Annotated in this window: 20 protein-coding genes; 9 read left to right on the top strand and 11 right to left on the bottom strand. The window is 62.8% G+C overall.

All coding sequences use genetic code 11. From position 1 onward, the window contains the following. Nucleotides 1–78: 78 nt before the first annotated feature. Nucleotides 79–864 carry a methyltransferase domain-containing protein gene (locus tag FJ543_RS10315; protein ID WP_015315516.1) on the bottom strand — a complete coding sequence of 262 codons (786 nt, stop codon included), beginning with the start codon at nucleotides 862–864 and terminating at the stop codon, nucleotides 79–81. 189 nt (nucleotides 865–1053) lie between these two features. Between FJ543_RS10315 and gloB the strand changes: the two genes are divergently transcribed. Next, nucleotides 1054–1821, top strand: a complete 768-nt coding sequence (gloB, locus tag FJ543_RS10310; RefSeq protein ID WP_140874960.1) for a hydroxyacylglutathione hydrolase — start codon at nucleotides 1054–1056, stop codon at nucleotides 1819–1821. 16 nt (nucleotides 1822–1837) lie between these two features. Continuing rightward, nucleotides 1838–2266: a cupin domain-containing protein gene (locus tag FJ543_RS10305; RefSeq protein ID WP_140874958.1), complete on the top strand. Its 429-nt coding sequence runs from the start codon at nucleotides 1838–1840 to the stop codon at nucleotides 2264–2266. On the opposite strand, the gene FJ543_RS10300 is transcribed toward FJ543_RS10305, so the two are convergent. The 3 genes from FJ543_RS10300 to FJ543_RS10290 are packed head-to-tail and all read right to left on the bottom strand — an operon-like array spanning nucleotide 2263 to nucleotide 4697. Then, nucleotides 2263–2937: a lysoplasmalogenase family protein gene (locus tag FJ543_RS10300; protein ID WP_140874956.1), complete on the bottom strand. Its 675-nt coding sequence runs from the start codon at nucleotides 2935–2937 to the stop codon at nucleotides 2263–2265. The two genes, FJ543_RS10305 and FJ543_RS10300, sit on opposite strands and share 4 nt — an antisense overlap. Next, nucleotides 2934–3866 carry an EamA family transporter gene (locus tag FJ543_RS10295; protein ID WP_140874954.1) on the bottom strand — a complete coding sequence of 311 codons (933 nt, stop codon included), beginning with the start codon at nucleotides 3864–3866 and terminating at the stop codon, nucleotides 2934–2936. Before FJ543_RS10295 ends, FJ543_RS10300 begins: the two co-directional genes overlap by 4 nt. Nucleotides 3867–3908: 42 nt before the next feature. Further along, nucleotides 3909–4697 (bottom strand): DUF3108 domain-containing protein, encoded by a 789-nt coding sequence (locus FJ543_RS10290; protein ID WP_015315511.1) that lies wholly within the window; start codon nucleotides 4695–4697, stop codon nucleotides 3909–3911. Nucleotides 4698–4954: 257 nt separating this feature from the next. Here FJ543_RS10290 and rpmB point away from each other — a divergent pair, with 257 nt between their 5' ends. The 3 genes from rpmB (at nucleotide 4955) to FJ543_RS10275 (ending at nucleotide 6777) form a co-directional block, all read left to right on the top strand. Further along, on the top strand, nucleotides 4955–5251 hold the full coding sequence (rpmB, locus tag FJ543_RS10285; RefSeq protein WP_010911765.1) for a 50S ribosomal protein L28: 297 nt from the start codon (nucleotides 4955–4957) through the stop codon (nucleotides 5249–5251). Between the two features lie 158 nt (nucleotides 5252–5409). Then, nucleotides 5410–6093 carry a queuosine precursor transporter gene (locus tag FJ543_RS10280; RefSeq protein ID WP_140874952.1) on the top strand — a complete coding sequence of 228 codons (684 nt, stop codon included), beginning with the start codon at nucleotides 5410–5412 and terminating at the stop codon, nucleotides 6091–6093. A 3-nt stretch (nucleotides 6094–6096) separates the two neighbouring features. Next, complete coding sequence (locus tag FJ543_RS10275) at nucleotides 6097–6777, top strand: hypothetical protein (RefSeq protein ID WP_140874951.1); 681 nt, start codon at nucleotides 6097–6099, stop codon at nucleotides 6775–6777. Between the two features lie 138 nt (nucleotides 6778–6915). Here FJ543_RS10275 and FJ543_RS10270 read toward each other — a convergent pair whose 3' ends face one another. From FJ543_RS10270 to FJ543_RS10255, 4 genes are all read right to left on the bottom strand, one after another. Continuing rightward, entirely contained in the window at nucleotides 6916–7938 is a 1023-nt protein-coding gene (locus tag FJ543_RS10270; protein ID WP_140874949.1) for an esterase-like activity of phytase family protein, read from the bottom strand. Then, a complete protein-coding gene (gene cobT, locus FJ543_RS10265) occupies nucleotides 7935–9833 on the bottom strand; it encodes a cobaltochelatase subunit CobT (protein WP_140616805.1) in 1899 nt (632 codons plus the stop codon). The genes FJ543_RS10270 and cobT overlap by 4 nt, the downstream gene beginning before the upstream one ends. A gap of 11 nt (nucleotides 9834–9844) precedes the next feature. Beyond that, nucleotides 9845–10831 carry a cobaltochelatase subunit CobS gene (gene cobS / locus FJ543_RS10260; protein ID WP_015315506.1) on the bottom strand — a complete coding sequence of 329 codons (987 nt, stop codon included), beginning with the start codon at nucleotides 10829–10831 and terminating at the stop codon, nucleotides 9845–9847. Between the two features lie 123 nt (nucleotides 10832–10954). Continuing rightward, nucleotides 10955–11584 carry a J domain-containing protein gene (locus FJ543_RS10255; protein WP_015315505.1) on the bottom strand — a complete coding sequence of 210 codons (630 nt, stop codon included), beginning with the start codon at nucleotides 11582–11584 and terminating at the stop codon, nucleotides 10955–10957. Nucleotides 11585–11763: 179 nt separating this feature from the next. Between FJ543_RS10255 and FJ543_RS10250 the strand changes: the two genes are divergently transcribed. After that, nucleotides 11764–12066 (top strand): BolA family protein, encoded by a 303-nt coding sequence (locus FJ543_RS10250; RefSeq protein WP_015315504.1) that lies wholly within the window; start codon nucleotides 11764–11766, stop codon nucleotides 12064–12066. Between the two features lie 41 nt (nucleotides 12067–12107). Here the strand turns inward: FJ543_RS10250 and FJ543_RS10245 are convergent, their stop codons facing one another. After that, nucleotides 12108–13661: an acetolactate synthase large subunit gene (locus FJ543_RS10245; protein ID WP_140874948.1), complete on the bottom strand. Its 1554-nt coding sequence runs from the start codon at nucleotides 13659–13661 to the stop codon at nucleotides 12108–12110. A gap of 291 nt (nucleotides 13662–13952) precedes the next feature. Here FJ543_RS10245 and FJ543_RS10240 point away from each other — a divergent pair, with 291 nt between their 5' ends. From FJ543_RS10240 to FJ543_RS10230, 3 genes are read left to right on the top strand one after another with little or no spacing between them, the layout of a single operon-like run. Further along, on the top strand, nucleotides 13953–15902 hold the full coding sequence (locus tag FJ543_RS10240; RefSeq protein WP_140720200.1) for a PrkA family serine protein kinase: 1950 nt from the start codon (nucleotides 13953–13955) through the stop codon (nucleotides 15900–15902). A gap of 19 nt (nucleotides 15903–15921) precedes the next feature. Then, nucleotides 15922–17235, top strand: a complete 1314-nt coding sequence (locus FJ543_RS10235) for a YeaH/YhbH family protein (RefSeq protein WP_015315501.1) — start codon at nucleotides 15922–15924, stop codon at nucleotides 17233–17235. A gap of 9 nt (nucleotides 17236–17244) precedes the next feature. Further along, nucleotides 17245–18789, top strand: coding sequence for a SpoVR family protein (locus FJ543_RS10230; protein ID WP_140874946.1), 1545 nt, complete (start codon nucleotides 17245–17247; stop codon nucleotides 18787–18789). 69 nt (nucleotides 18790–18858) lie between these two features. On the opposite strand, the gene FJ543_RS10225 is transcribed toward FJ543_RS10230, so the two are convergent. Both FJ543_RS10225 and FJ543_RS10220 read right to left on the bottom strand, forming a co-directional pair. After that, on the bottom strand, nucleotides 18859–19662 hold the full coding sequence (locus tag FJ543_RS10225) for an alpha/beta hydrolase (protein ID WP_140874944.1): 804 nt from the start codon (nucleotides 19660–19662) through the stop codon (nucleotides 18859–18861). 162 nt (nucleotides 19663–19824) lie between these two features. Next, nucleotides 19825–20715 (bottom strand): HlyC/CorC family transporter, encoded by an 891-nt coding sequence (locus FJ543_RS10220; protein ID WP_015315498.1) that lies wholly within the window; start codon nucleotides 20713–20715, stop codon nucleotides 19825–19827. Between the last annotated feature and the right edge of the window lies 1 nt (nucleotide 20716).

Genomic DNA, 20716 nt, shown 5'->3' with positions numbered 1-20716 from the left:
CAGCCCCTCAACCACTCCGCGAGCCCAGCACGACAGATAGGTCGGAAAGACGCGGCGCGATGCAAGTTTCCATCGCGATCACGAAGGTGTCACTTGCCGGGGCGATGCCACACCCCTTGCCTCGGCCCGCCGGCCGAGCCGTGTCGCGCCATGCGGCGACAGCACCGGCACGAAGACGCGGCGGGACGCACGCTGGGCCACCGGCACGCCTTGATAGAGCCGTTTCTGCGCTTCGACGACAATGACGCCGGAAAAGATCGGCCACAGCCTCCGGCCGGCGCGCTCCAGCACATTGTGGAAGCGCATCATGAAACGCCGCCGCGATGGCGGGAAGAACAGCGCATCCGACCAGGCGGCGGGCGTGAAATTCGCCTCACGCAGCAATTCGGTGAGCTGCCCGCGTGAGAAGGGCCGCCCATTGCCGAACGGCGTATGTTCGAAGCGCGCCCAGACACCGCGCCGGTTTGGCACGACGATGACGACGCGCCCGGCCGGCGACAGCACCCGCCAGATCTCGTTCAGCGTTTCACGCGGGTTTTCGACGTGTTCGAGCGAATGGACGAGCAGCATGCGGTCGATGCAGGAATCGACCAGTGGCAGTTCCTCGTCGAACACCAGGGCCGTCGCCGTTGGCCCGGCCGCCGGCCAGACCACGGCGCCCTGGGTCGCCGGCATGAAGGCGAAGACCCGCTCCGCGTCGGTGCCGAAGCGTTCCAGCCAGGGCAAGGTATAGCCCAGACCGACCAGCCGCTCATTGGGCACCGCGGCCCATATCGACGACAGCGCCATGGTGATCGAGCGCTCGGCGAACCGGCCGAGCGTTGTCGAATAGAAGGAACGAAGGTCGACGATGTCGGAATGCATGTCAGGGATGTAGCCGTGATGTCAGCCGGATTCAACAAAAGGCCGAAGCGGCGGTCACGGCGGATGTCAATTTGACATCCCACGATAACATTCGCTTTGCTCGCCATCCGGGATGACATTCGCTTTCTCATCCGGGATGACATTCACGCAGCGGCGCCCTATGTCTGCGGCGGAAAATGGAGAAATGCGATGCCGGTCGAAATCGAACAATTCATGTGCCGTACCGACAATTTCGGCGTGCTGGTGCATGACCCCGAAAGCGGCCAGACCGCGATTATCGACGCGCCCGAGGAAGCGCCGATCCTGGCCGCGATCAAGCGCACCGGCTGGACGCCGACGATGATCCTGACCACGCACCATCATATGGATCACGTCGAGGCCAATCTGGCGCTCAAGGAGCGCTTCAAGCTGCGCATCGTCGGCCCGGAGGCGGAAAAGGCCAAGATCCCCGGCATCGATGAAACCGTCGAAGAAGGCTCCGTCCTGTATCTCGGCCATGAGCGCATCGAAGTGATCGCCACGCCCGGGCATACCGCTGGCCATGTCTCCTACCATCTGCCGTTGTCGAAAGTGGCGTTCACCGCGGATACGTTGTTTGCGCTGGGTTGTGGACGGCTGTTCGAATGCAAGCCGCCGGTGATGTACGAATCGCTGCGGAAGCTCGCGGCCCTTCCCGCCGAGACGACAATCTATTGCGGCCACGAATACACGCTCGCCAATGCCCGTTTCGCGCTGAGCGTCGACCCCACCAATTCGGCGTTGAAGGAGCGCGCCGCGCGGATCGAGGCGCTGCGGGTCGACAACAAGCCGACGCTGCCGACGACGATCGGCGAGGAACTGTCGACCAATCCCTTCCTGCGCTGGCACGATCCGGCAATCCGCAAGCATCTTGGCATGGAAAAGGCCGGGGATGCCGAGGTCTTCGCCGAAATCCGCAAGCGCAAGGACAATTTCTGATGCCAGCTTTCTGCCGATGACCAGTTCCGCGGAAATCATCGCAACACTCGCCCTGAAGCCGCATCCGGAAGGCGGCTGGTACGCGGAAACCTTTCGCGACGAAGCCGGCGGTGCGCGCGGCCATTCGACCGCCATCTATTTCCTGCTGGAACAGCATCAGGTTTCGGCCTGGCATCGGGTCAGGGACGCCGCCGAGCTTTGGCACTTTTATGCCGGCGCGCCTCTGGCGCTGTCGATGTGGGAAGAAAGCGGCGCCATTATCGAGCAGGTGCTCGGCATCGAGCTCGCGGCGGGTGAACGGCCGCAGATCGTCGTGCCGGCGGGCTGGTGGCAATCGGCGCGTACACTGGGCGAATGGACGCTGGTCGGCTGCACGGTGGCGCCGGGTTTTGATTTCGCCGCCTTCGAACTGGCCGAGCCGGGCTGGCAGCCGAAGCCGATTTAGCCCAGCAGGAATCCCAGCGTGATCGCCAGTTGGGCGGCATAGTACAGAACCCACACGGTGAAACGCATCCAGGCGCGATGCTGCGAGACGGCGGCCACTAAAAATTTCTCCATGGCGAGCAGCCCGTCCGATGCCATGAACAGCACGGCGCCACCGATCACCCAGACATTGCTTGTCGTTAGCGCCGACATGCCCATCGCCAGGATCGCCACGACATAGACGGCAATCGGTATATGTAAGCCGGGACCAACGCGGCGCCAAAGCGCGGCCAGCATGACGATCGCGAACACCGCCATGGCCAGCGCGATCGCGCTGCGCCAGGGCTCGGCGCCAAGCAACTCCAATCCGGCACCGCTGCGCAGCAACAACGCGACATAGACGATATGGGCGACGAGAAAACTGGCCAGTCCACCCAGAAAGGCTTTTTCGCCGTCGCGCGACAAGAAGGCATCGCCAATGGCGCTCAGCGCAAGGGCGGCGACCAGCAGCAGCGGCCCGCCTTGTATTGCGGCAAGTACCGCGAGCATCGCGACGGCAAGTGTCTTTGCCGCCGAGCGGCCCAGCGTCGGCGGCGTGCCAAGCGTGAAGCCATAGATCACCGCCGCCACCAGCGAAAAGATCAGCGTCGCATTGGCGTTGCCGTCGATGCCCCCGGCAAACGGCATCGTCATACCCTGGCTCCGCCTTCGGATGCCCTGGCTCCGCCTTCGGATGTCCCGGCTCCGCTCTCCGTGGCCGGCTTGCGCAGGAACAGCGATTTTGCCGCTAGCGCCGCGCCGCCGGTGATGAGCACACAGGCGACCAGAATGCGCAGCGACGGTTCGGCGACGCCGGCCGCGATCAGCACCAGCGTCGACAGCAGCGGCGCCGCGTAGCTCGCGGCACCCAGCACCTGGATGTTGCCGCGCTTGACACCGATGTCCCAGGCATAGAAGGCCGCGCCCACCGGCATCAGGCCGAGCCCGAGCACGGCCAGCCACTGGCCGGCGCCGTCAGGCAGAACCGTTTGTTCCAGCGCCAGGTGGCAGACGAGCGACAGCACGGCGGTTGCCGCGCAGAACCAGGTGACGATGCTGGTCGGCACCGACGGGAAACGTCGTGACAGCAAGGAATAGGACGACCATAGCAGGGCGCAGACGGCGGCCATGGCGTAACCGAAGGCGTAGCGCGCATCGAAGGCCAGGCCGCCGCCCTTGGTGACGATCAGCACAGTGCCGGCAAGGCCGAGCAGCGCGCCGACGACATGGTTCCAGGCCAGCTTCTCGCCCGGCATCAGCGCCGAGCCCAGCACGATCAGCAACGGCCAGAGATAGGCAATCAGGCTCGCCTCGACCGCCGGCGCGTTGCGCAGCGCGGTGAAGTAGAAGAAGTGGTAGCCGAAGAGGCCGGCAATGCCGATCACCCAGACCTGAGGAGGGATCTTTTGGCTCCTGTCGGTGGCCGGCATGAACAGTCGCGCGACAAACCCTACGCCTGTGCCGATCGAGAAGGTGATGGCCGACAACAGGAATGGCGGCACCTTGCCGGACGCATCCGTCAGCAACGCGAGCAATGCCCACATGGCGACCGCCGAAAAGCCGATCAGTGTCGCGCGCCCCATTTTGTCTCCAGTGGCGCGCCCGTTCTGTCCCGGTGGCGTGCCTTATTGTACCGCTTCGAACCGTCTGGCGCTGATGGTCAAGGTGCCGATCTGCGTTCCGACCGTGGCGTGGATCGGCGCATATACGCCGGTTTGGCCGAGCGGTGCAAACGTCACCATCATGCGGCTTTTGTTCTTGAGATAATTGAGCGCCTTGCGGCCCTTGCGATAGCCCGCCACCGGCTCGAAACCCATCTGGCAGGTGACGGTGTCGCCCTTGTAGCCCGGCACCGAGATCGTTCCTTTCGAGGCGTAGGTCAGCGTCAGGTCGGCGCGCATCTCACCATCGTAGAACTTGACCTTGCGGCCACAGACCTGGTCGAGGCTGTCGGCATGGATGACGGTCGCCGCCATCGGATCGAGCACCGATGCCAGGTCGCCGGCGCCGAGCGGCACCCAGGCCTTGGGATCGCGCTTGCCCGGAGCGGGGATCACCCGCGTCGAGGTCACGTTGCCATTGCTAAAGCGAATGTCGATCGAAGACGCCTTCTTGCCGGAAGTGTAGTCGGCCCGAAACGCCTGCGGCACCATTTTCTGGCCCGAAATCGTGCCTTTTGACGAGATCGTGCCCCGCGTGTCGTCGAACAGCTTGGCCAGACCCGCCGCCGAGACACTGCCTTCGATCGCGTAGGCACCGTTCTCATAATGGCTGGAAAAGGTCGATCTGGCGATCGAGAGACCAAGGAACGACACCGTGTATTCGCCCTTGAACGACTGCGGCGAGGCAGCGGACGCAGCGGTCGGCAAGGCAATGACAAGCGCGGCAACAAGCGCGTGAGACGAACGAGGCATGGCGGGATCGGATCCTTGGTTTCGGCCGGAGGCGGGCGACTCCGGTCTGGCGTGTCCCTATGAGACCGCTTATACGGTGAAATCCGGCCTTAATATGAAAAGCCGGGCGCTTCCGTGCGGAAGCCGGAGCTTGACGACCCGGTGAAATGCAACTATGGAACGCCAACTTTTCCATAAGGCCGCCTGACCAGAACCGCGCGCCACCCGGCGCGGGTACAAAGGTTTGACAGGCCCCGAGAGAACTGAAGGTTAGAACCATGTCCCGCACCTGCGAACTCACTGCCAAGGCAGTCCAGACCGGCAACAATGTGAGCCACGCCAACAACAAGACCAAGCGTCGCTTCCTGCCGAACCTCGTCAATGTGACGCTCATTTCGGAAGCGCTGAACCAGAATGTACGCCTGCGCATCTCGGCCAACGCGCTGCGTTCGGTCGAACATCGCGGCGGCCTCGACGCCTTCCTGGCCAAGGCCGACGTCAAGGAACTGTCGCAGCGCGCGCGTCTCTTGAAGAAGCAGATCGCCAAGAAGCTTGCCGAGCAGGTTGCTGCGTAACATCCAGATAAAGGCGGGGGACGACCGCCTGGCCAACCTCCTTGCTGGCCGCTGAGCATCGGATAGATCCGCAAGGTTCGACACTCCGATGCTCAAGTACCGAAGCGAGCGCTGCCTCGGCATGATGCTCCGCTGGTTCCATTACCCAGGATAAAAAAATGTCTTCTTTTTTGCGGTACCTGCCTTTCGTGGCTGCCATGGCGCTTGTCGTCGTGGCATCGAACGTCCTCGTGCAGTTTCCCATGCAAGGCCACATCGGTGGCCTGTCGCTCGCCGATGTTTTGACTTGGGGCGCTTTCACCTATCCCTTCTCTTTCCTGGTCACGGACCTCGCCAACCGCCGTTACGGGCCTGCCGTGGCGCGCCGGATCGTCTTTGTCGGCTTCATGACGGCGGTGGTCTGCTCGATCCTCGTCCCGCCCTTCCTGTTCCGCCATGGCCTGATCGAATTCGAGACATCAGCCGACCGGCTGGTGCGCATCGCGGCGGCTTCCGGAGCGGCGTTCCTGTCCGCGCAATTGCTCGATGTGACCGCGTTCAACCGTTTGCGCCGGCAGAGCTGGTGGCGGGCGCCGATCGTCGGCACGCTGGTCGGATCGGTGTTCGACACCCTCGTGTTCTTCGGCGTCGCCTTTTCAGCCGCCTTTGCCTTCGTCGGCCCAAGCGACGGGTTTGCGCTGGAGAGCGCTCCATTGATGGGCGTGTTTCATGTCGACGCCATGCGCTGGATGTCCTGGGCGCTCGGCGACCTCAGCGTGAAACTGATCATCGCTGTCGTGGCTCTGATCCCTTACCGGCTTCTCGCCGCCCGCTGGAGCCAGCCGGCCGTTGCCGCGGCCTAAGTCGTGATTCCCTGGATCCAGCTGGACTCCGCGAAAACGCCTGATGGCCAGCAGGAACTGCGGCTGAAACAGCGCGGTTCTGAATTCTCGATCATGCTCGGTACCAACGAGCTGATGAACAGCCGGCTGAGCGGCTCCGAAGAAGCGTTGGCAAAACTGTCCTGCCAGCGGATTGCGGGTCATCGTCGGCCGAGAATCCTGATCGGGGGGCTCGGCATGGGTTTTACGCTGCGCGCTGCCCTCGCCGAATTGGGCGACAATGCCGAGATCGTCGTCGCGGAACTGGTGCCGGCCGTCGTCGCCTGGGCGCGCGGCCCGATGGCCGAGATTTTTGCCGGCTCGCTCGATGATCCCCGCGTCACCATCCACGAAACCGATGTCGGTCAGCTCGTACGGTCCGCACCCATTGCCTGGGACGCGATCCTGCTCGACGTCGACAATGGCCCCGAAGGCATCGTCCACAAGGGCAATGACGCGCTCTACAGCGTGGCTGGCCTCGCCGCCGCACGCACCGCCCTAAGACCGGGTGGAGTCCTGGCCGTATGGTCGCAAGGGCCGGATGCCGGCTTCACGCGGCGGTTGAAACAGGCAGATTTCGCTGTCGAGGAAGTCAACACGCGCGCCAACGGCAAACGCGGTGCGCGCCATGTCATCTGGATCGCCACCAACAGCTCGCGGTCCTGACCAGAGCCGTCAGCAGCAGTGTTTGGATCTATCTGGACTTCTGGAGCCCCGCGCAACCCTTGGCTTGTCAGGGCAGGATTCTCGGAAATGGCCGACGCATAAAAACATCGCCAATGAGCGTCGCGAAGGGGCTGCCCCTCAATCCTGGTGCAGAATGAATTCCAGATAGAGATTGCGCTGCAGGATCGAGTGGTTGTCGTCGGAGATCAGCGACACCATCAACGCGCCGTCATCCCGGCTCCAGACATCGAGCCCTTCCATATTGTCGATCTGGTAGCCCATGTCGGCTTGCAGCAGCACCGGCCCGTCGGCGACCGCGCCCTTCTCGACGCTCTCTCCATAAATGCGCCGCAGCCGCATCTTGAGGCCCCCCGCCATCGTGAAACTGCGCTCCAGCAGCAAGAGGTCGCCATTCGGCAGGAAGGCGCCGTCGGTGATGTCGAAATCGTCGTTGCGCTTGACAGTGAAGACGCCCCTATGCGGGCCTTCGATAATGGCGGCGTAGATGTTGCCTGATTTGTCGAGGCTCTTCTCCGAGACCACGACTAGGCCGCCTTCATGCTGGCCATTGGCATTTGAATGGGTGACTGTCTCGAAGCCGCGGTTCTGCCGCAACTCCCACGCCGGCACCAGGAAATCCAGCTGCCTGAATGGCGCCTTCATGTTGTCCGGGTCGATCTTGAACTGGGAGACGCGGTGGTTGCGCTCGAAACCGACAGTGGCAATACCGTCCTTGACCGCGAGGCCTTCGGCGTCGACTTCCCATTTTTCGTCGATCGGCTGCCCGCTCTGGTTGGCCATCTGCTGCATGCGAAAATTCCGGATGCCGAGGGGGCGCCTGTCGGCGTCGCGGGCCACCGAGCCGAAGAACCAGTAACCGGTGTCGGCAACACCGATGAAATCGCTGCCGGCTTTCAGAAACCGAAAGGCCGACAACGCGCCGAAATCGCGCGATGGCGAGGTCATTTCCAGCCCACCGACGAATTCGAGCGGACCGAATTGCTTGTCGGCGCGGCCAATGTGGAATTCGGTGATCGGGCGTGCCGAGACGGCGACAGGTTCGACTGGAGCCGAGCCGGCCGAACCTGCCGGAGCCACACCGGCGAGCAGGACGATGGCGGCGAAAAGCGTTTGCCTAAACCCGCCTCGCGAAAAGATCATCCGGCGCGCCGCATGCCGCCGCGACGCGTATCCTTCGCGCTTTCCTCGGCAAACAGCGAAGCCAGTTGCTCGGTCATGGCGCCGGCCAGTTCCTCGGCATCGACGATGGTGACGGCGCGCCTGTAGTAGCGCGTGACGTCATGGCCTATGCCGATGGCCAGCAGCTCGACCGGTGAGCGCGTCTCGATCAATTCGATGACGGCGCGCAGATGCCGCTCGAGATAATTGCCCGGATTGACCGACAGCGTGGAATCGTCGACCGGCGCGCCGTCCGAGATCATCATCAGGATCTTGCGCTGTTCGGGCCGGGCAATCAGCCGGTTGTGGGCCCACAGCAGCGCCTCGCCGTCGATATTCTCCTTGAGCAGGCCTTCACGCATCATCAGGCCAAGGTTGCGGCGTGCCCGCCGCCATGGATGATCGGCGGATTTGTAGATGATATGACGCAGATCGTTGAGGCGGCCGGGGTTCGGCGGCTTGCCGTCCTTCAGCCACTTCTCGCGCGCTTGTCCGCCCTTCCAGGCCCGCGTGGTGAAGCCGAGGATCTCGACCGAGACGCCGCAGCGCTCCAGTGTGCGCGCCAGAATGTCGGCACAGGTGGCGGCGACCGTGATCGGCCGGCCACGCATCGAGCCGGAATTGTCGAGCACCAGCGTCACCACCGTGTCGCGGAACTTGGTGTCGCGCTCCTGCTTGAACGACAACGGCTGCATCGGATCGATGACGACGCGCACCAGCCGCGCCGGGTCGAGATAGCCCTCTTCCAGGTCGAAATCCCAGGACCGGTTCTGCTGCGCCATCAGCCGGCGCTGCAGCCGGTTGGCGAGCCGTCCGACCACGCCCGACAGATTGGCAAGTTGCTTGTCGAGGAAAGCGCGCAGCCGGTCGAGTTCTTCCTCTTCGCAGAGCTCCTCCGCGCCGACCGTCTCGTCGAAAGCTGACGTGTAAACCTTGTAGTCGATTTCCTTCGGCAGATTGGTAAAGGGATTGTCGTTGCGCCTAGCCTCGCCGGGCGTCTCGGCATCGGCATCGTCATCATCGGACAGATCGTCGGCGGTGGCATCGGAGGCTTCGGTCTCGGCCGCCTGCTCGTCGTCGGCCGATGCCTCGGCGTCCTCGGACTGGGACTGCTCGGAGCCGGAATCGTCTTCGCCGCCCTCCTCGCTCTGTTCCTCGCCTTGCGGCTGGTTGTCGTCATTGTCCTCGGAATCTTCGGTCTCCTGGTCGTCCCCGAGTTCCTCGGCCATTTCCATGGAGGCAAGCATCTCGCGCACGACGCGGGCGAAGGCCTGCTGGTCCTCGAGCTTTTCCGACAGGCCGTCGAGGTCGGCCTTGGCCTTCTCCTCGACCCAGGGCCGCCAGAGTTCGACCAGCCGCTCGCCGCTCTTCGGCACCGGCCGGCCGGTCAGCTTTTCGCGCACCATCAGCGCCAGCGCCTCCTCGATGGGCGCGTCGGCCTTGTCCTTGACGTCGACGAGGTTGGCCTTGGTGTATTTGTCCTCCAGCATCGAGCCGATATTGTCGGCGACGCCCTGCATGGCGCGGCTGCCGATCGCCTCCACGCGGGCCTGTTCGACCGCGTCGTAGATGGCACGGGCGGCCTTGCCTTCCGGCGCCAGTCTGCTGTGGATGCGCACATCATGGCAGGCGCGCTTCAACGCCATGGAATCGCCGAGCCCGCGGGTAATCGCGATGTCGGACTTCGATGCCTTCTTGGGCAGTTCGGGCAGCCGCGCACGGCTGCCCGCCAGCGCCGGCCTGTCCTTGGCGAAGCCGACTTCCATTTCCTTGTCGCCGGCAATGGCGCGCATGCAGACGGTGACGGCGCGCTTGAAGCTGTCGGCTTCAGACCCCGTCTTGGACTTGTTGCGCGTATTGTCGCCCGGACCCGCCATCGAGGCTCTGCTTAGCCCAGCACCACATTGGCCGCGCTCTCGGGCAGATCCTGGCCGAAGGCGCGCTGGTAGAACTCGGCAACCACCGAACGCTCCAGCTCGTCGCACTTGTTGAGGAAGGTCAGCCGGAACGCCATGCCGACATCGCCGAAGATCTCGGCATTCTCGGCCCAGGTGATGACGGTACGCGGGCTCATCACCGTCGACAGGTCGCCATTGATGAAGGCCGAGCGCGTCATGTCGGCGACGCGCACCATCTTGTTGACGATGTCCTTGCCCTTGGTGTCGCGATAATGCTTGGCCTTGGCCAGCACGATGTTCACTTCATTGTCGTGCGGCAGATAGTTCAACGTGGTAACGATCGACCAGCGGTCCATCTGCGCCTGGTTGATCTGCTGGGTGCCGTGATAAAGGCCGGTGGTGTCGCCCAGACCAACCGTATTTGCGGTCGAAAACAGCCGGAACGCCGGATGCGGGCGGATGACCCGGCTCTGGTCGAGCAGCGTCAGGCGGCCGGACGATTCCAGCACGCGCTGGATGACGAACATCACGTCCGGACGGCCGGCGTCATACTCGTCGAAGCAAAGCGCGACATTGTGCTGGTAGGCCCAAGGCAGGATGCCGTCGCGAAATTCGGTGATCTGCAGGCCGTCCTTGACCACGATCGCGTCCTTGCCGACAAGATCGATACGGCTGACATGGCTGTCGAGATTGACGCGCACGCAAGGCCAGTTGAGGCGGGCGGCGACCTGTTCGATATGGGTCGACTTGCCGGTGCCGTGATAGCCCGACACCATGACGCGGCGGTTGTAGGCAAAGCCCGCGAGGATCGCCAAGGTCGTCGCCTTGTCGAACAGATAATCGGGATCGACATCGGGCACATGCTCGCTGGTGACCGAGTACGCTGGCACCACCATCTTGGACTCGAAACCGAATTTCTCCTTCACCGACACCGTCGTGTCGGGCAGGTTGGCGATGTCGCGATCGACCTTGTTCATATCTCTCAACGTCTCCACGGGCGAAACGTCGCGTTTCGCCGGCAATCCATTTTGTTCGGGGGCGGTCTTAGAGCCTTTTCCAACCTTATGAAAGTTGGAAAACGACACGAACCATAGGGTCGCTCAGCACAGGCCCGCCTGTTTGAGCACGCGATAGGCCTGAAGCACATCGCGGAACCGGTCTTCCGAACCTCTGTCGCCGCCATTCGCATCCGGATGGTGACGCTTCACCAGTTCCTTATAGCGCGCCTTGATGTCCTTGCCAGTCGCCTTTGTATCAAGGCCAAGCGTTTCCAGCGCCTTGGCCTCAAGCGGCTTGGCCTTGCGCTCGCGCGCCTCGCGCGGATCCTTCGGTCCCTTGAACAGGTCGAACGGATCGCGCATGCGGTTGTAGTAGCCTGCGCGGCCGGAGCGCATCTGCGCCATGTCGGGCGAGGAACGCGTCGAGGCGCCGTTGACGCCCATCTTCCAGGTCGGCCGGTGGCCGGTCATCGCTTCCTTCTGGAAGCGCGCCACCTCGGTGTCCGGCACGCCGGAGAAGTAGTTGAAGCCCTTGTTGTACTCACGCACATGGTCGAAGCAGAAGCGGAAATACTCGCCCTCCTTCATGCGCCCGACCGGCGCGCGATGCGTCCCAGCCTCCTTGCAGCCATCCCACTGGCAGATCGGCGCGTGCGCCTTCACCTCCGCGTCCTTGTCGGGGCGGACGCGAATCTTCTCGAAATATTTGGGATACGGCTTCATCTTACCCATTTATGGGGCGTTCGCAGATGCGAAACAAGAATTGACATTTTCGCGATGATCGCCCTAACCGCTGAATCGCGGCTTAAAGCAGGCGGATGACCGATTTTGTTGCGCGCCAACGGCCCGGCGAAACCTATTTCGGGTTTTCACGGCGGCGCGCCAACCATATGTGGTGAAGGGAGAAGACGATGTCCATACAGGCGACCATGGAAGACAAGCTCAACAAGGCATTTTCGCCCGAGCGGCTGGTCATCCTCAACGAAAGCCATCTCCACGCCGGCCATCATCACGTGGAATCCGGTCACCACGCCGAGTTCGATGGTACCGGCGAGACACATTTCCGTGTCCGCATCGTCTCGGCGAATTTCGTTGGCATGAGCCGCGTTGAGCGCCACCGCGCCGTCAACGAACTGCTGGCCGACGAGTTGAAGGCGGGCGTTCACGCGCTGGCTATCGAGCCCGCGGCGCCGGGCGAACAGACCCGCTGGTAAGCCAAATCCCGGAGCTGGTCCTGTAGCTCGTCTCGCGCTGCTCAGATTATCGCTTCGATCAGGAATGGCCCGCGCCGCGACAAGGCGGCATCGAGCAGCGCGTCGAACCGCTCGCAGGTGTCGGCACGCGCCGCCTCCACGCCCATGCCTTTGGCCAGCGAAACCCAGTCCAGCGCCGGATGGTCGAGGTCGAGCATGCGCCTGGCATTTTCGCCGATCGCGTTCACCCCGACATTGCGCATTTCGCCATGCAGGATCGCATAGGTGCGGTTGGAAAAGACGATCGTCACCACGTCGAGCTTTTCCCGCGCCTGCGTCCACAGGCCCTGCACCGTGTACATGCCGCTACCGTCGGCCTCCAGATTGATCACCTTGCGGCCGGGACAGGCGATCGCCGCGCCTGTCGCCAGCGGAATGCCGCCGCCGATCGACCCGCCCGTGCCCATCATGTAGTCGTGCGGCGCGGCAAAGGCCGACAGCGCGAAGAAACGTCGCGCCGAAGTGACGGCCTCGTCGCAGACGATCGCGTCGCCCGGCAGCTTTTTGGCGACGGAGAGTGCAATGGCATCTTCCGTCAAACTGCCGGTTGGCGTTGCTTCCTCGGGAAAGGCGCTTGCAACCAACGCCGGTTGCGATTGCTTGACGCCCAGCTCGTCGCGAAGCGCCTCCAGCGCCGCATGCAGATCCTGACCATGGGCGGCGAGCGTCAGCACCTGGCAATCGTCACGAACAAGCCTTCCCGGTTTTCCCGGATAGGCGAAGAAGGCGACCGGCTCCTTGCCGCCGACCAGCACAAGGACATCGATATCCCTGAGCGCTGCCGTCGCCGCGTCGACCGGATAGGGAATGCGCGTCGGCGCGACGCGCCCGCGCCCGCGCTGCATACGCGCGATCAAAACCTCGCTGAACAGCCTGACATCGCAGGCCGCTGAAATCTGGCCGGCGATCTCGAGGGCATCGGCCCGCGCCGCCCGCCCCCGAACGATCATGCCGGCGCGCCCGGAAGCGGCACGGATCGCGGTAGCCACCGCTCGCACGGCGTCGATGTCGATGGCTGGCGGCGATGCGAGTTCCACCTTGCCGGGCGAAACCGCGTCGGCGTCGCCCCAGGCCGCGTCCGCCGGCAGGATCAGCGTCGTGACACCCGGCGGTGTCAGCGAGGCGCGAAAGGCCGCCTCCGTGGCCGGTTGGACATCGGCGGGCCCTCCGATGCGGCGCACCCACTTCGACATCGGCGCCGCCAGCCCCTCGATATCGCTGGTGAGCGGCGCGTCGAGCGGCAGATGGTAGGAGGCATGGTCCCCGACGATATTGATCATCGGGCTGAAGGCGCGCCTTGCATTGTGCATGTTGGCCAGCCCATTGGCGAGGCCCGGGCCGGTGTGCAGCAGCGTCGCGGCGGGACGATCGGTCATGCGCGCATAGCCGTCGGCCGCACCCGTCACCACCCCCTCGAACAGGCCGAGCACGCAGCGCATCGCTGGCTTGCGGTCGAGGGCCGCGACAAAATGCATTTCGGATGTGCCGGGATTGGCGAAGCAGACGTTCACGTCATTGGCCAACAGCACGTCGCACAGAACATCGGCGCCATTCATGCGAATTTTCTCCCATTCACGAAGAGCAATTGCACCCGCGGATATCGGCACGGCAATATCCCGCCGCCGTTTTTGGCATGATCCAGCCACGGAATGGGCGAGCGACGGTCGGCAGGATCAGGCGACCGTCGATTTCAGGAACGCTGGCGCGGCGGCGTTCGGCGCATTGCCGTCATCTCCGCCGAAATCGCGGTTGATGGACGGCCATTCGGGCCGGAGCGACGGAACAAACAATGCCTTCCCGCAGTTGAATATGCGAGCCCCATCAGAATGGCTCCGAAGGCAACGATCATGCGTGAGAACCAATCCGACGTCTTCCATCTCTTTTCGGAAATTTATGCGAACGCCGCCCAGGAAGAGATAAGTCTCCAGCAATATCTGCTCGCCTGCCGCGAGGACAAATCGATGTATGCCTCGGCGCCGGAACGAATGGTCGAGGCGATCGGCGAACCAAACCTGGTCGACACCAGCAAGGACGAGCGGCTAGGCCGTATTTTCTCGAACCGGACCGTCAAGATATATCCCTCCTTCTCCGACTTTTACGGGATGGAAGATACGATCGAGCGCATCGCCGGGTATTTCCGCTATGCCTCCCAGGGCCTCGAGGAACGCAAGCAGATCCTCTACCTCCTGGGTCCGGTCGGGGGCGGCAAATCCTCCTTGGCCGAACGGTTGAAGAAATTGATGGAGGAGCGCCCCATCTACACGCTGAAGGTCGGCAACCAGATCAGTCCGGTTTTCGAATCGCCGCTTGGCCTGTTCCATCCCGATCGCATGAGCGATCTCCTGGAGGACAAATACGGGATAGCCCGGCGCCGCCTGAACGGACTTATCTCACCATGGGCGGCCAAGCGCCTCGACGAACTGTCCGGCGACATTTCCAAATTCAGCGTCGTCAAACTGATGCCGTCGCGGCTGCGCCAGATCGCCATCGCCAAGACCGAGCCTGGCGACGAGAACAACCAGGACGTCTCGGCCCTGGTTGGCAAGGTCGACATCAGGCAATTGGAAAATTTCAGCCAGTCCGACCCTGACGCCTATTCCTACAGCGGCGGGCTGAACCGAACGACGCAAGGCCTGCTCGAATTCGTCGAGATGTTCAAGGCGCCCATCAAGGTGCTGCATCCATTGCTGACGGCGACCCAGGAAGGCAGTTACAACGGCACCGAGAATTTTGGTGCCTTTCCCTACCAGGGCATCATCGTTGCCCATTCCAACGAATCCGAGTGGCAACAGTTCAAGAACAACAAGAACAATGAGGCGTTTCTCGATCGCATCCTCGTGGTCAAGGTGCCGTATTGCCTGCGCATCACCGAAGAGAGGCAAATCTACGAGAAGCTGCTGCGCGAGAGTGAATTGGCCGCCAGCCCTTGCGCGCCCGAGGTGTTGGACATCCTCAGCCGGTTCAGCGTCTCGACCCGCCTTGCCGAGCACGACAATTCGCCGCTGCACACCAAAATGCGCGCCTATGATGGTGAGAACCTCAAGGAAGTCGACCCGAGGGCGAAGTCAGTCCAGGAATATCGCGACGCCGCCGGCGTCGACGAAGGCATGACCGGCGTCAGCACGCGCTTCGCCTTCAAGATCCTGTCACAGACGTTCAACTACGATACCAACGAGGTCGCGGCGGACCCCGTGCATCTTATGTACATCCTGGAAGAAGCGATCAAACGGGAGCAGTTTCCGAAGGAGACGGAGGCCGCCTATCTCGAATTCATCAAGTCGGAGCTGGCTGCCCGTTACGCCGAGTTCATCGGCCATGAAATCCAGAAGGCCTATCTGGAATCCTATAGCGAATATGGCCAGAACCTGTTCGACCGCTACATCGCCTATGCCGATGCCTGGATCGAGGACCAGGACTACAAGGACCCCGACACCGGCCAGATCCTCAACCGTGAGGTGTTGGACAACGAACTGTCGCAGGTCGAAAAGCCGGCAGGCATCGCCAATCCGAAGGACTTCCGCAACGAGGTGGTGAAGTTCACGCTGCGTGCCCGGGCGCGCAACCATGGCCGCAACCCGTCATGGACGAGCTACGAGAAGCTGCGCGAGGTCATCGAAAAGCGCATGTTCGGCCAGGTCGAGGACCTCCTGCCGGTGATCAGCTTCGGTTCCAAGCAGGATAGCGTCACCGAAAAGCGGCACAATGAATTCGTCCAGCGGATGGTGGAGCGCGGCTATACGGAACGGCAGGTGCGCCGGCTGGTCGATTGGTACATGCGGGTGAACAAGGCGGGCTGAGAGCAGTCCGAATGGTTGCATGCCGATCTTTATCGACCGCCGCCTGAATCCGAAGGACAAAAGCCTTGGCAACCGCCAGCGCTTTCTCAGGCGTGCCCGCGAGGAGCTCAAGCGCAGCATTCGCGACCAGATCCGCGCCGGGCGGATCGCCGACGTGGACGCGGAGCATGTCGTGCCGATGCCCGAAAGAGGCACTGGCGAGCCGACCTTCAACGACGCCAGGGACACCGGCCGGCGCCGGCACATCCTGCCGGGCAACAGGCAATTCTCCCAAGGCGACCTGATCCCCAAGCCCGGCCAGGGCGGAGGCATGGGCGGTTCGTCACCGGGAAAAACCGCGTCCGAGGACGACTTCCGTTTCGTGCTTTCGCGCGAGGAGGTGCTGGATCTCTTTTTCGAGGATCTCGAACTGCCCGACCTGGTCAAGCTCAACCTCAAGGAGATCCTTGCCTTCAAGCCGCGCCGGGCGGGTTTCGCCGCCACCGGTTCGCCAACCAACATCAATGTCGGCCGCACGATGCGCAACAGCCACGGCCGCCGCATTGCGCTCAGGCGCCCCAAGCAAGCGGCGGTCGACGCGATCATGCAGGAACTCGCCTTGCTGGAGGCCGCACCGCCTGATGCTCAAACGCGCGAGCGCGTCGTGGCGCTCAAAGAAGAGATCGAGCGGCTGGAGCGCCGGCGCCGGCGGATTGCCTTCGTCGACCCGGTCGACATCCGGTTCAACCGCTTCGACCAGCGCCCGGTGCCGAATGCGAAAGCGGTCATGTTCTGCCTGATGGATGTGTCAGGCTCGATGGGCGAGCGCGAGAAGGACCTGGCCAAGCGCTTCTTCGTGCTGCTGCACCTGTTCCTGAAGCGACGTTATGAACGCACCGAAATCGTCTTCATCCGCCACACGCACGAGGCGCAGGAGGTGGATGAGGAAACCTTCTTCTACTGCACGCAAAGCGGTGGCACCGTCGTTTCCACCGCGCTCGAGGAGATGCATCGCGTCATCGAGCAGCGTTACCCCGCGAGCGAGTGGAACATCTACGCCGCCCAGGCCTCGGACGGCGACAATTTCGCCACCGATTCCGAGCGCTGCATCGCCCTGCTGAACGGCAAGCTCATGCGCCTGTGCCAGTATTTCGCCTATGTCGAGATCATCGACGAACGCGAGAGTCACATCTTCGGCGCGACTGAAAACGGGACGTCGCTCTGGCGAGCCTACAGCGCCATCGAATCGAACTGGCCGAACTTCCAGATGAGCCGCATAGCCACGGCCGCCGATATCTATCCTGTCTTTCGTCAGCTCTTCGCCAAACAGCCCGCGCTCCGGAAGAGCGCCTGAGGGGAAACCATGGCCAGGACAGCCAGCAAACCGGGTTTGCTCTTTTCCGGATCCGACTGGGATTTCCAGAAATTGTCGCACGCCTACGAGGCGATCGCGGCAATCGCCATCGAGGAACTCAAGCTGGACACCTATCCGGTGCAGATGGAAATCATTTCCTCGCAACAGATGCTCGACGCCTATTCATCGGTCGGCATGCCGCTGATGTACCGTCATTGGTCGTTCGGCAAGCATTTCCTGTACCAGGATTTTCTCTACCGCAAGGGTGGACGGGGCCTGGCTTACGAACTGGTCATCAACTCCAATCCCTGCATCGTCTACCTGATGGAGGAAAACACCATGGCCTTGCAGGCCCTGGTGACGGCGCATGCGGCGCTCGGACACAATCATTTCTTCAAGAACAATCATCTGTTTCTGCAGTGGACCGACGCCGGGGGAATTCTGAGCTATCTGGAGTTCGCCAAGGGCTACATTGCCCGATGCGAGGAGCGGCATGGACTGTCGGCCGTGGAAAGCATTCTCGACTGCGCCCACGCGCTGATGGAACAAGGCGTGTTCCGATATCACAGGCCGCCAAAGCTGTCGTCGGAGCGGCAGCGTGAAGGGCTGCGCGAGCGCCTGGAGTATGAAGAACGCTCCTACAACGACTTGTGGCGCACGCTGCCTCCCTCGCAGGACAGCAGCAAGACCGAGAAGAAGGACGAAGGCTTGGCGGAGCGGAAGAAATCGCTCAACCTACCCGAGGAAAATCTGCTCTATTTCCTCGAGAAGAACAGCCTTGTCCTCGAGCCCTGGCAGCGCGAGATCATCCGCATCGTGCGTATCGTCGCGCAGTATTTCTATCCGCAGCGGCAAACGCAGGTGATGAATGAAGGCTGCGCCACCTTCGTGCACTACACCCTCATGAACGCATTGTTCGACCGCGGCCAGATCAGCGAGGGCGCCATGCTCGAGGTCCTGCGCAACCATTCCAATGTGATCTTCCAGCCGGCCTTCGACGACCCCCGGTTCTCCGGTATCAACCCATACGCGCTCGGCCTCGACATGATGCAGGACATACAGCGCATTTCGACCGCGCCGACGGCGGAGGACCGCGACTGGTTTCCCGACATTGCGGGCCGCGGTGACTGGCGCGATGTGCTCCTGGACGCCTGGGCCAACCACCGCGACGAATCCTTCATCCGCCAGCACCTCAGCCCTGCCCTGATACGGAAATGGCGAATGTTTGTCCTCGCCGATCAGGCCGACGACGCACATTACGAGGTGGCCTCGATCCACAATGAGCGCGGCTACCAAAAGATACGTGCCGCGCTGGCCCAGAGCTACGACATCGGCGCGAGCCGGCCGGATATCCAGGTGGTGGATGTCGATTTGCTCGGTAACCGGCATTTGCGGCTGCAGCATAAGGTGAAGGAGGGCGTACTGCTCGACAGTGGCAGCCGCGACGCGACCCTGCGCCATGTCCGAAGCCTCTGGGGTTATGAGGTCAGCCTCGCTTCGGTCGACGCCGAAACCGGTGCGACGCTCAGCGAACGGTCAAGCAATGACTGTTGAATTTCCGCCCGGCCGCATCGGCGGCTGCCAGGCACAACGAGTGGAACACGCCACGAACAGCCGGTGCGCTCAACCGACCGTCGATTTCAGGAACGCCAGCGCGGCAGCGGTCAGCGCGTCGCCGTCCTCGCCGAAATCGCGGTTGATCGACATGTGCGTATAGGCGCTGCCGTCGAACAGCGTCACCTCGGTTCCGCTGGCGCGCAGGCGCTCGGCAAAGGCCGTGGACTGCTCGCCGCGACCGTCGGCGCGGGAATAGGCGATGAAGGTCGGCGGATGCTTGCGGCCGTCGACATAGCTCGCCGGTGACAGTGCCGCCCACTGCGAAGGATCGGAAAAGACACGCGAATAGGCCCTTACCATGCCGCCACTTCCGGCAAGGGCGGCGAGATCGTAGGCCCTTGTATCGTCGAGAAGCAGGCCAGCGACGCCGGGCAATCCGCCGCGCATGCCGGTCAGGGCAACCAGATGGCAGCCGGCCGAATGCCCCATGCCGACGATGCGGTCGGGATCGCCGCCATATTGGGCGATGTTGGTCCTGACATAGGCATAGGCCCTCTCCACGTCGCCCGCCTGGATGGCGACATCAGCCTGCGGCAGCATGCGGTAGTCGATGGAGACGAAGCAGAAGCCGTTGGCAAGCAGGAAGGCCGGCTTGGCGTTCACCTGGCTGCGTTTGCCGGTCCGCCAGGCGCCGCCATGGACGAAGAAGACCACCGGCAGGTCTTTCGCGCCATCGGGCGCGTAGATATCGAGCTTGGCCGGACCGTAGTCGACAGTTTCGACGGATGGCGTATCTCGCGCCGCTCTCGTGCCGGTTGGCAACAAGGCAGCCACCGAGGCCAGGAGCAAGGTTCGCCGATCGATCGTCATCGGCGAAGAATGCATCCCGGCGGGCGGGAGTTCCAGCGAAGGATTGGCAAGGCGACGGCTCGATGGCAATTCCAGGAAAAGTGCGCAGCGGTTTCCCGTCTGGAACTGCGTAAGAACAAAGAGTTAGAGCGGCTCGGCGATCCTATCAAACACTGAAACGCTTTAGCTGTCGCCGGCCGGCCGGATCCTGACCCTGGCAATCCGGTTCTTGTCGCGTTTCATTACGACGAAGCGCTTGCCGTGGAAGGTAAAAGCCTGCTTCTCCTCGGGGATCGATTGCGCCTCGTGGATGACGAGGCCGGCGATGGTGGTCGCCTCTTCGTCCGGCAGGTTCCAGTCGAGCGCCCGGTTGAGGTCGCGGATCGGCACCGTGCCTTCGACGACGACGGAGCCGTCCGCTTCCTGCTTGACGCCCTGGATGTCGACATCGTGCTCGTCGGCGATCTCGCCGACAATCTCCTCGATAATGTCCTCCAGCGTCACCAGCCCTTCGACCTCCCCATATTCGTCGACGACGACGGCAAAATGCGTCTTGCGGCGCAGGAAGGCGTTGAGCTGTTCCTGCAAGGTCGTGGTGTCGGGCACGAACCACGGTTTTGACGCGATCTTCATCACGTCGATCCGCGAGAAATCATTGCCGACTTCGTTCAGCGCGCGCAGCAGATCCTTGGCGTGCAGCACGCCGACAATATTGTCGAGTGAACCTTTCCAGAGCGGCATGCGGGTGTGCGGACTCTGCAGGATCTCGCGCACCACCGCTTCCGGCGCATTGTCGGCATTGACCGAGCGCATATTCGTGCGGTGGACCATGACGTCGGAAACTTCGAGCTCTTCGAGGTCGAACAGGCCACCGATGCGGTCGCGATCCTCACGCACCACCTGGCCGTCGCGGCGGAAATCGTCGACCGCGCCGCGCAATTCGTCCTGGCTCGACCGCTGCGGCTCGATGCGCGACAGTTCATAGCCGAACATGGCAAGCAGGCGGGTGCGCACGGCAACGACCAGGATGACGAGGATGGCAAGAACGGCGAAGACGACCCAGCCAGTGTCCATC

Origin of the sequence: Mesorhizobium sp. B2-5-7 (genome assembly GCF_006440875.1) — a bacterium.
In the GTDB taxonomy this organism is placed as follows: Bacteria; Pseudomonadota; Alphaproteobacteria; order Rhizobiales; family Rhizobiaceae; genus Mesorhizobium; species Mesorhizobium australicum.
Note: the sequence above shows the minus strand (reverse complement) of the source record. Positions and strands in the feature narration are given on the sequence as shown.

Excerpts from the sequence above, each read along its gene's own strand:
- FJ543_RS10315 (WP_015315516.1), bottom strand. The coding sequence starts at position 864 with ATGCATTCCGACATCGTCGACCTTCGTTCCTTCTATTCGACAACGCTC.
- gloB (WP_140874960.1), top strand. The coding sequence starts at position 1,054 with ATGCCGGTCGAAATCGAACAATTCATGTGCCGTACCGACAATTTCGGC.
- FJ543_RS10305 (WP_140874958.1), top strand. The coding sequence starts at position 1,838 with ATGACCAGTTCCGCGGAAATCATCGCAACACTCGCCCTGAAGCCGCAT.
- FJ543_RS10300 (WP_140874956.1), bottom strand. The coding sequence starts at position 2,937 with ATGACGATGCCGTTTGCCGGGGGCATCGACGGCAACGCCAATGCGACG.
- FJ543_RS10295 (WP_140874954.1), bottom strand. The coding sequence starts at position 3,866 with ATGGGGCGCGCGACACTGATCGGCTTTTCGGCGGTCGCCATGTGGGCA.
- FJ543_RS10290 (WP_015315511.1), bottom strand. The coding sequence starts at position 4,697 with ATGCCTCGTTCGTCTCACGCGCTTGTTGCCGCGCTTGTCATTGCCTTG.
- rpmB (WP_010911765.1), top strand. The coding sequence starts at position 4,955 with ATGTCCCGCACCTGCGAACTCACTGCCAAGGCAGTCCAGACCGGCAAC.
- FJ543_RS10280 (WP_140874952.1), top strand. The coding sequence starts at position 5,410 with ATGTCTTCTTTTTTGCGGTACCTGCCTTTCGTGGCTGCCATGGCGCTT.
- FJ543_RS10270 (WP_140874949.1), bottom strand. The coding sequence starts at position 7,938 with ATGATCTTTTCGCGAGGCGGGTTTAGGCAAACGCTTTTCGCCGCCATC.
- cobT (WP_140616805.1), bottom strand. The coding sequence starts at position 9,833 with ATGGCGGGTCCGGGCGACAATACGCGCAACAAGTCCAAGACGGGGTCT.
- cobS (WP_015315506.1), bottom strand. The coding sequence starts at position 10,831 with ATGAACAAGGTCGATCGCGACATCGCCAACCTGCCCGACACGACGGTG.
- FJ543_RS10255 (WP_015315505.1), bottom strand. The coding sequence starts at position 11,584 with ATGGGTAAGATGAAGCCGTATCCCAAATATTTCGAGAAGATTCGCGTC.
- FJ543_RS10250 (WP_015315504.1), top strand. The coding sequence starts at position 11,764 with ATGTCCATACAGGCGACCATGGAAGACAAGCTCAACAAGGCATTTTCG.
- FJ543_RS10245 (WP_140874948.1), bottom strand. The coding sequence starts at position 13,661 with ATGAATGGCGCCGATGTTCTGTGCGACGTGCTGTTGGCCAATGACGTG.
- FJ543_RS10240 (WP_140720200.1), top strand. The coding sequence starts at position 13,953 with ATGCGTGAGAACCAATCCGACGTCTTCCATCTCTTTTCGGAAATTTAT.
- FJ543_RS10235 (WP_015315501.1), top strand. The coding sequence starts at position 15,922 with ATGCCGATCTTTATCGACCGCCGCCTGAATCCGAAGGACAAAAGCCTT.
- FJ543_RS10230 (WP_140874946.1), top strand. The coding sequence starts at position 17,245 with ATGGCCAGGACAGCCAGCAAACCGGGTTTGCTCTTTTCCGGATCCGAC.
- FJ543_RS10225 (WP_140874944.1), bottom strand. The coding sequence starts at position 19,662 with ATGACGATCGATCGGCGAACCTTGCTCCTGGCCTCGGTGGCTGCCTTG.
- FJ543_RS10220 (WP_015315498.1), bottom strand. The coding sequence starts at position 20,715 with ATGGACACTGGCTGGGTCGTCTTCGCCGTTCTTGCCATCCTCGTCATC.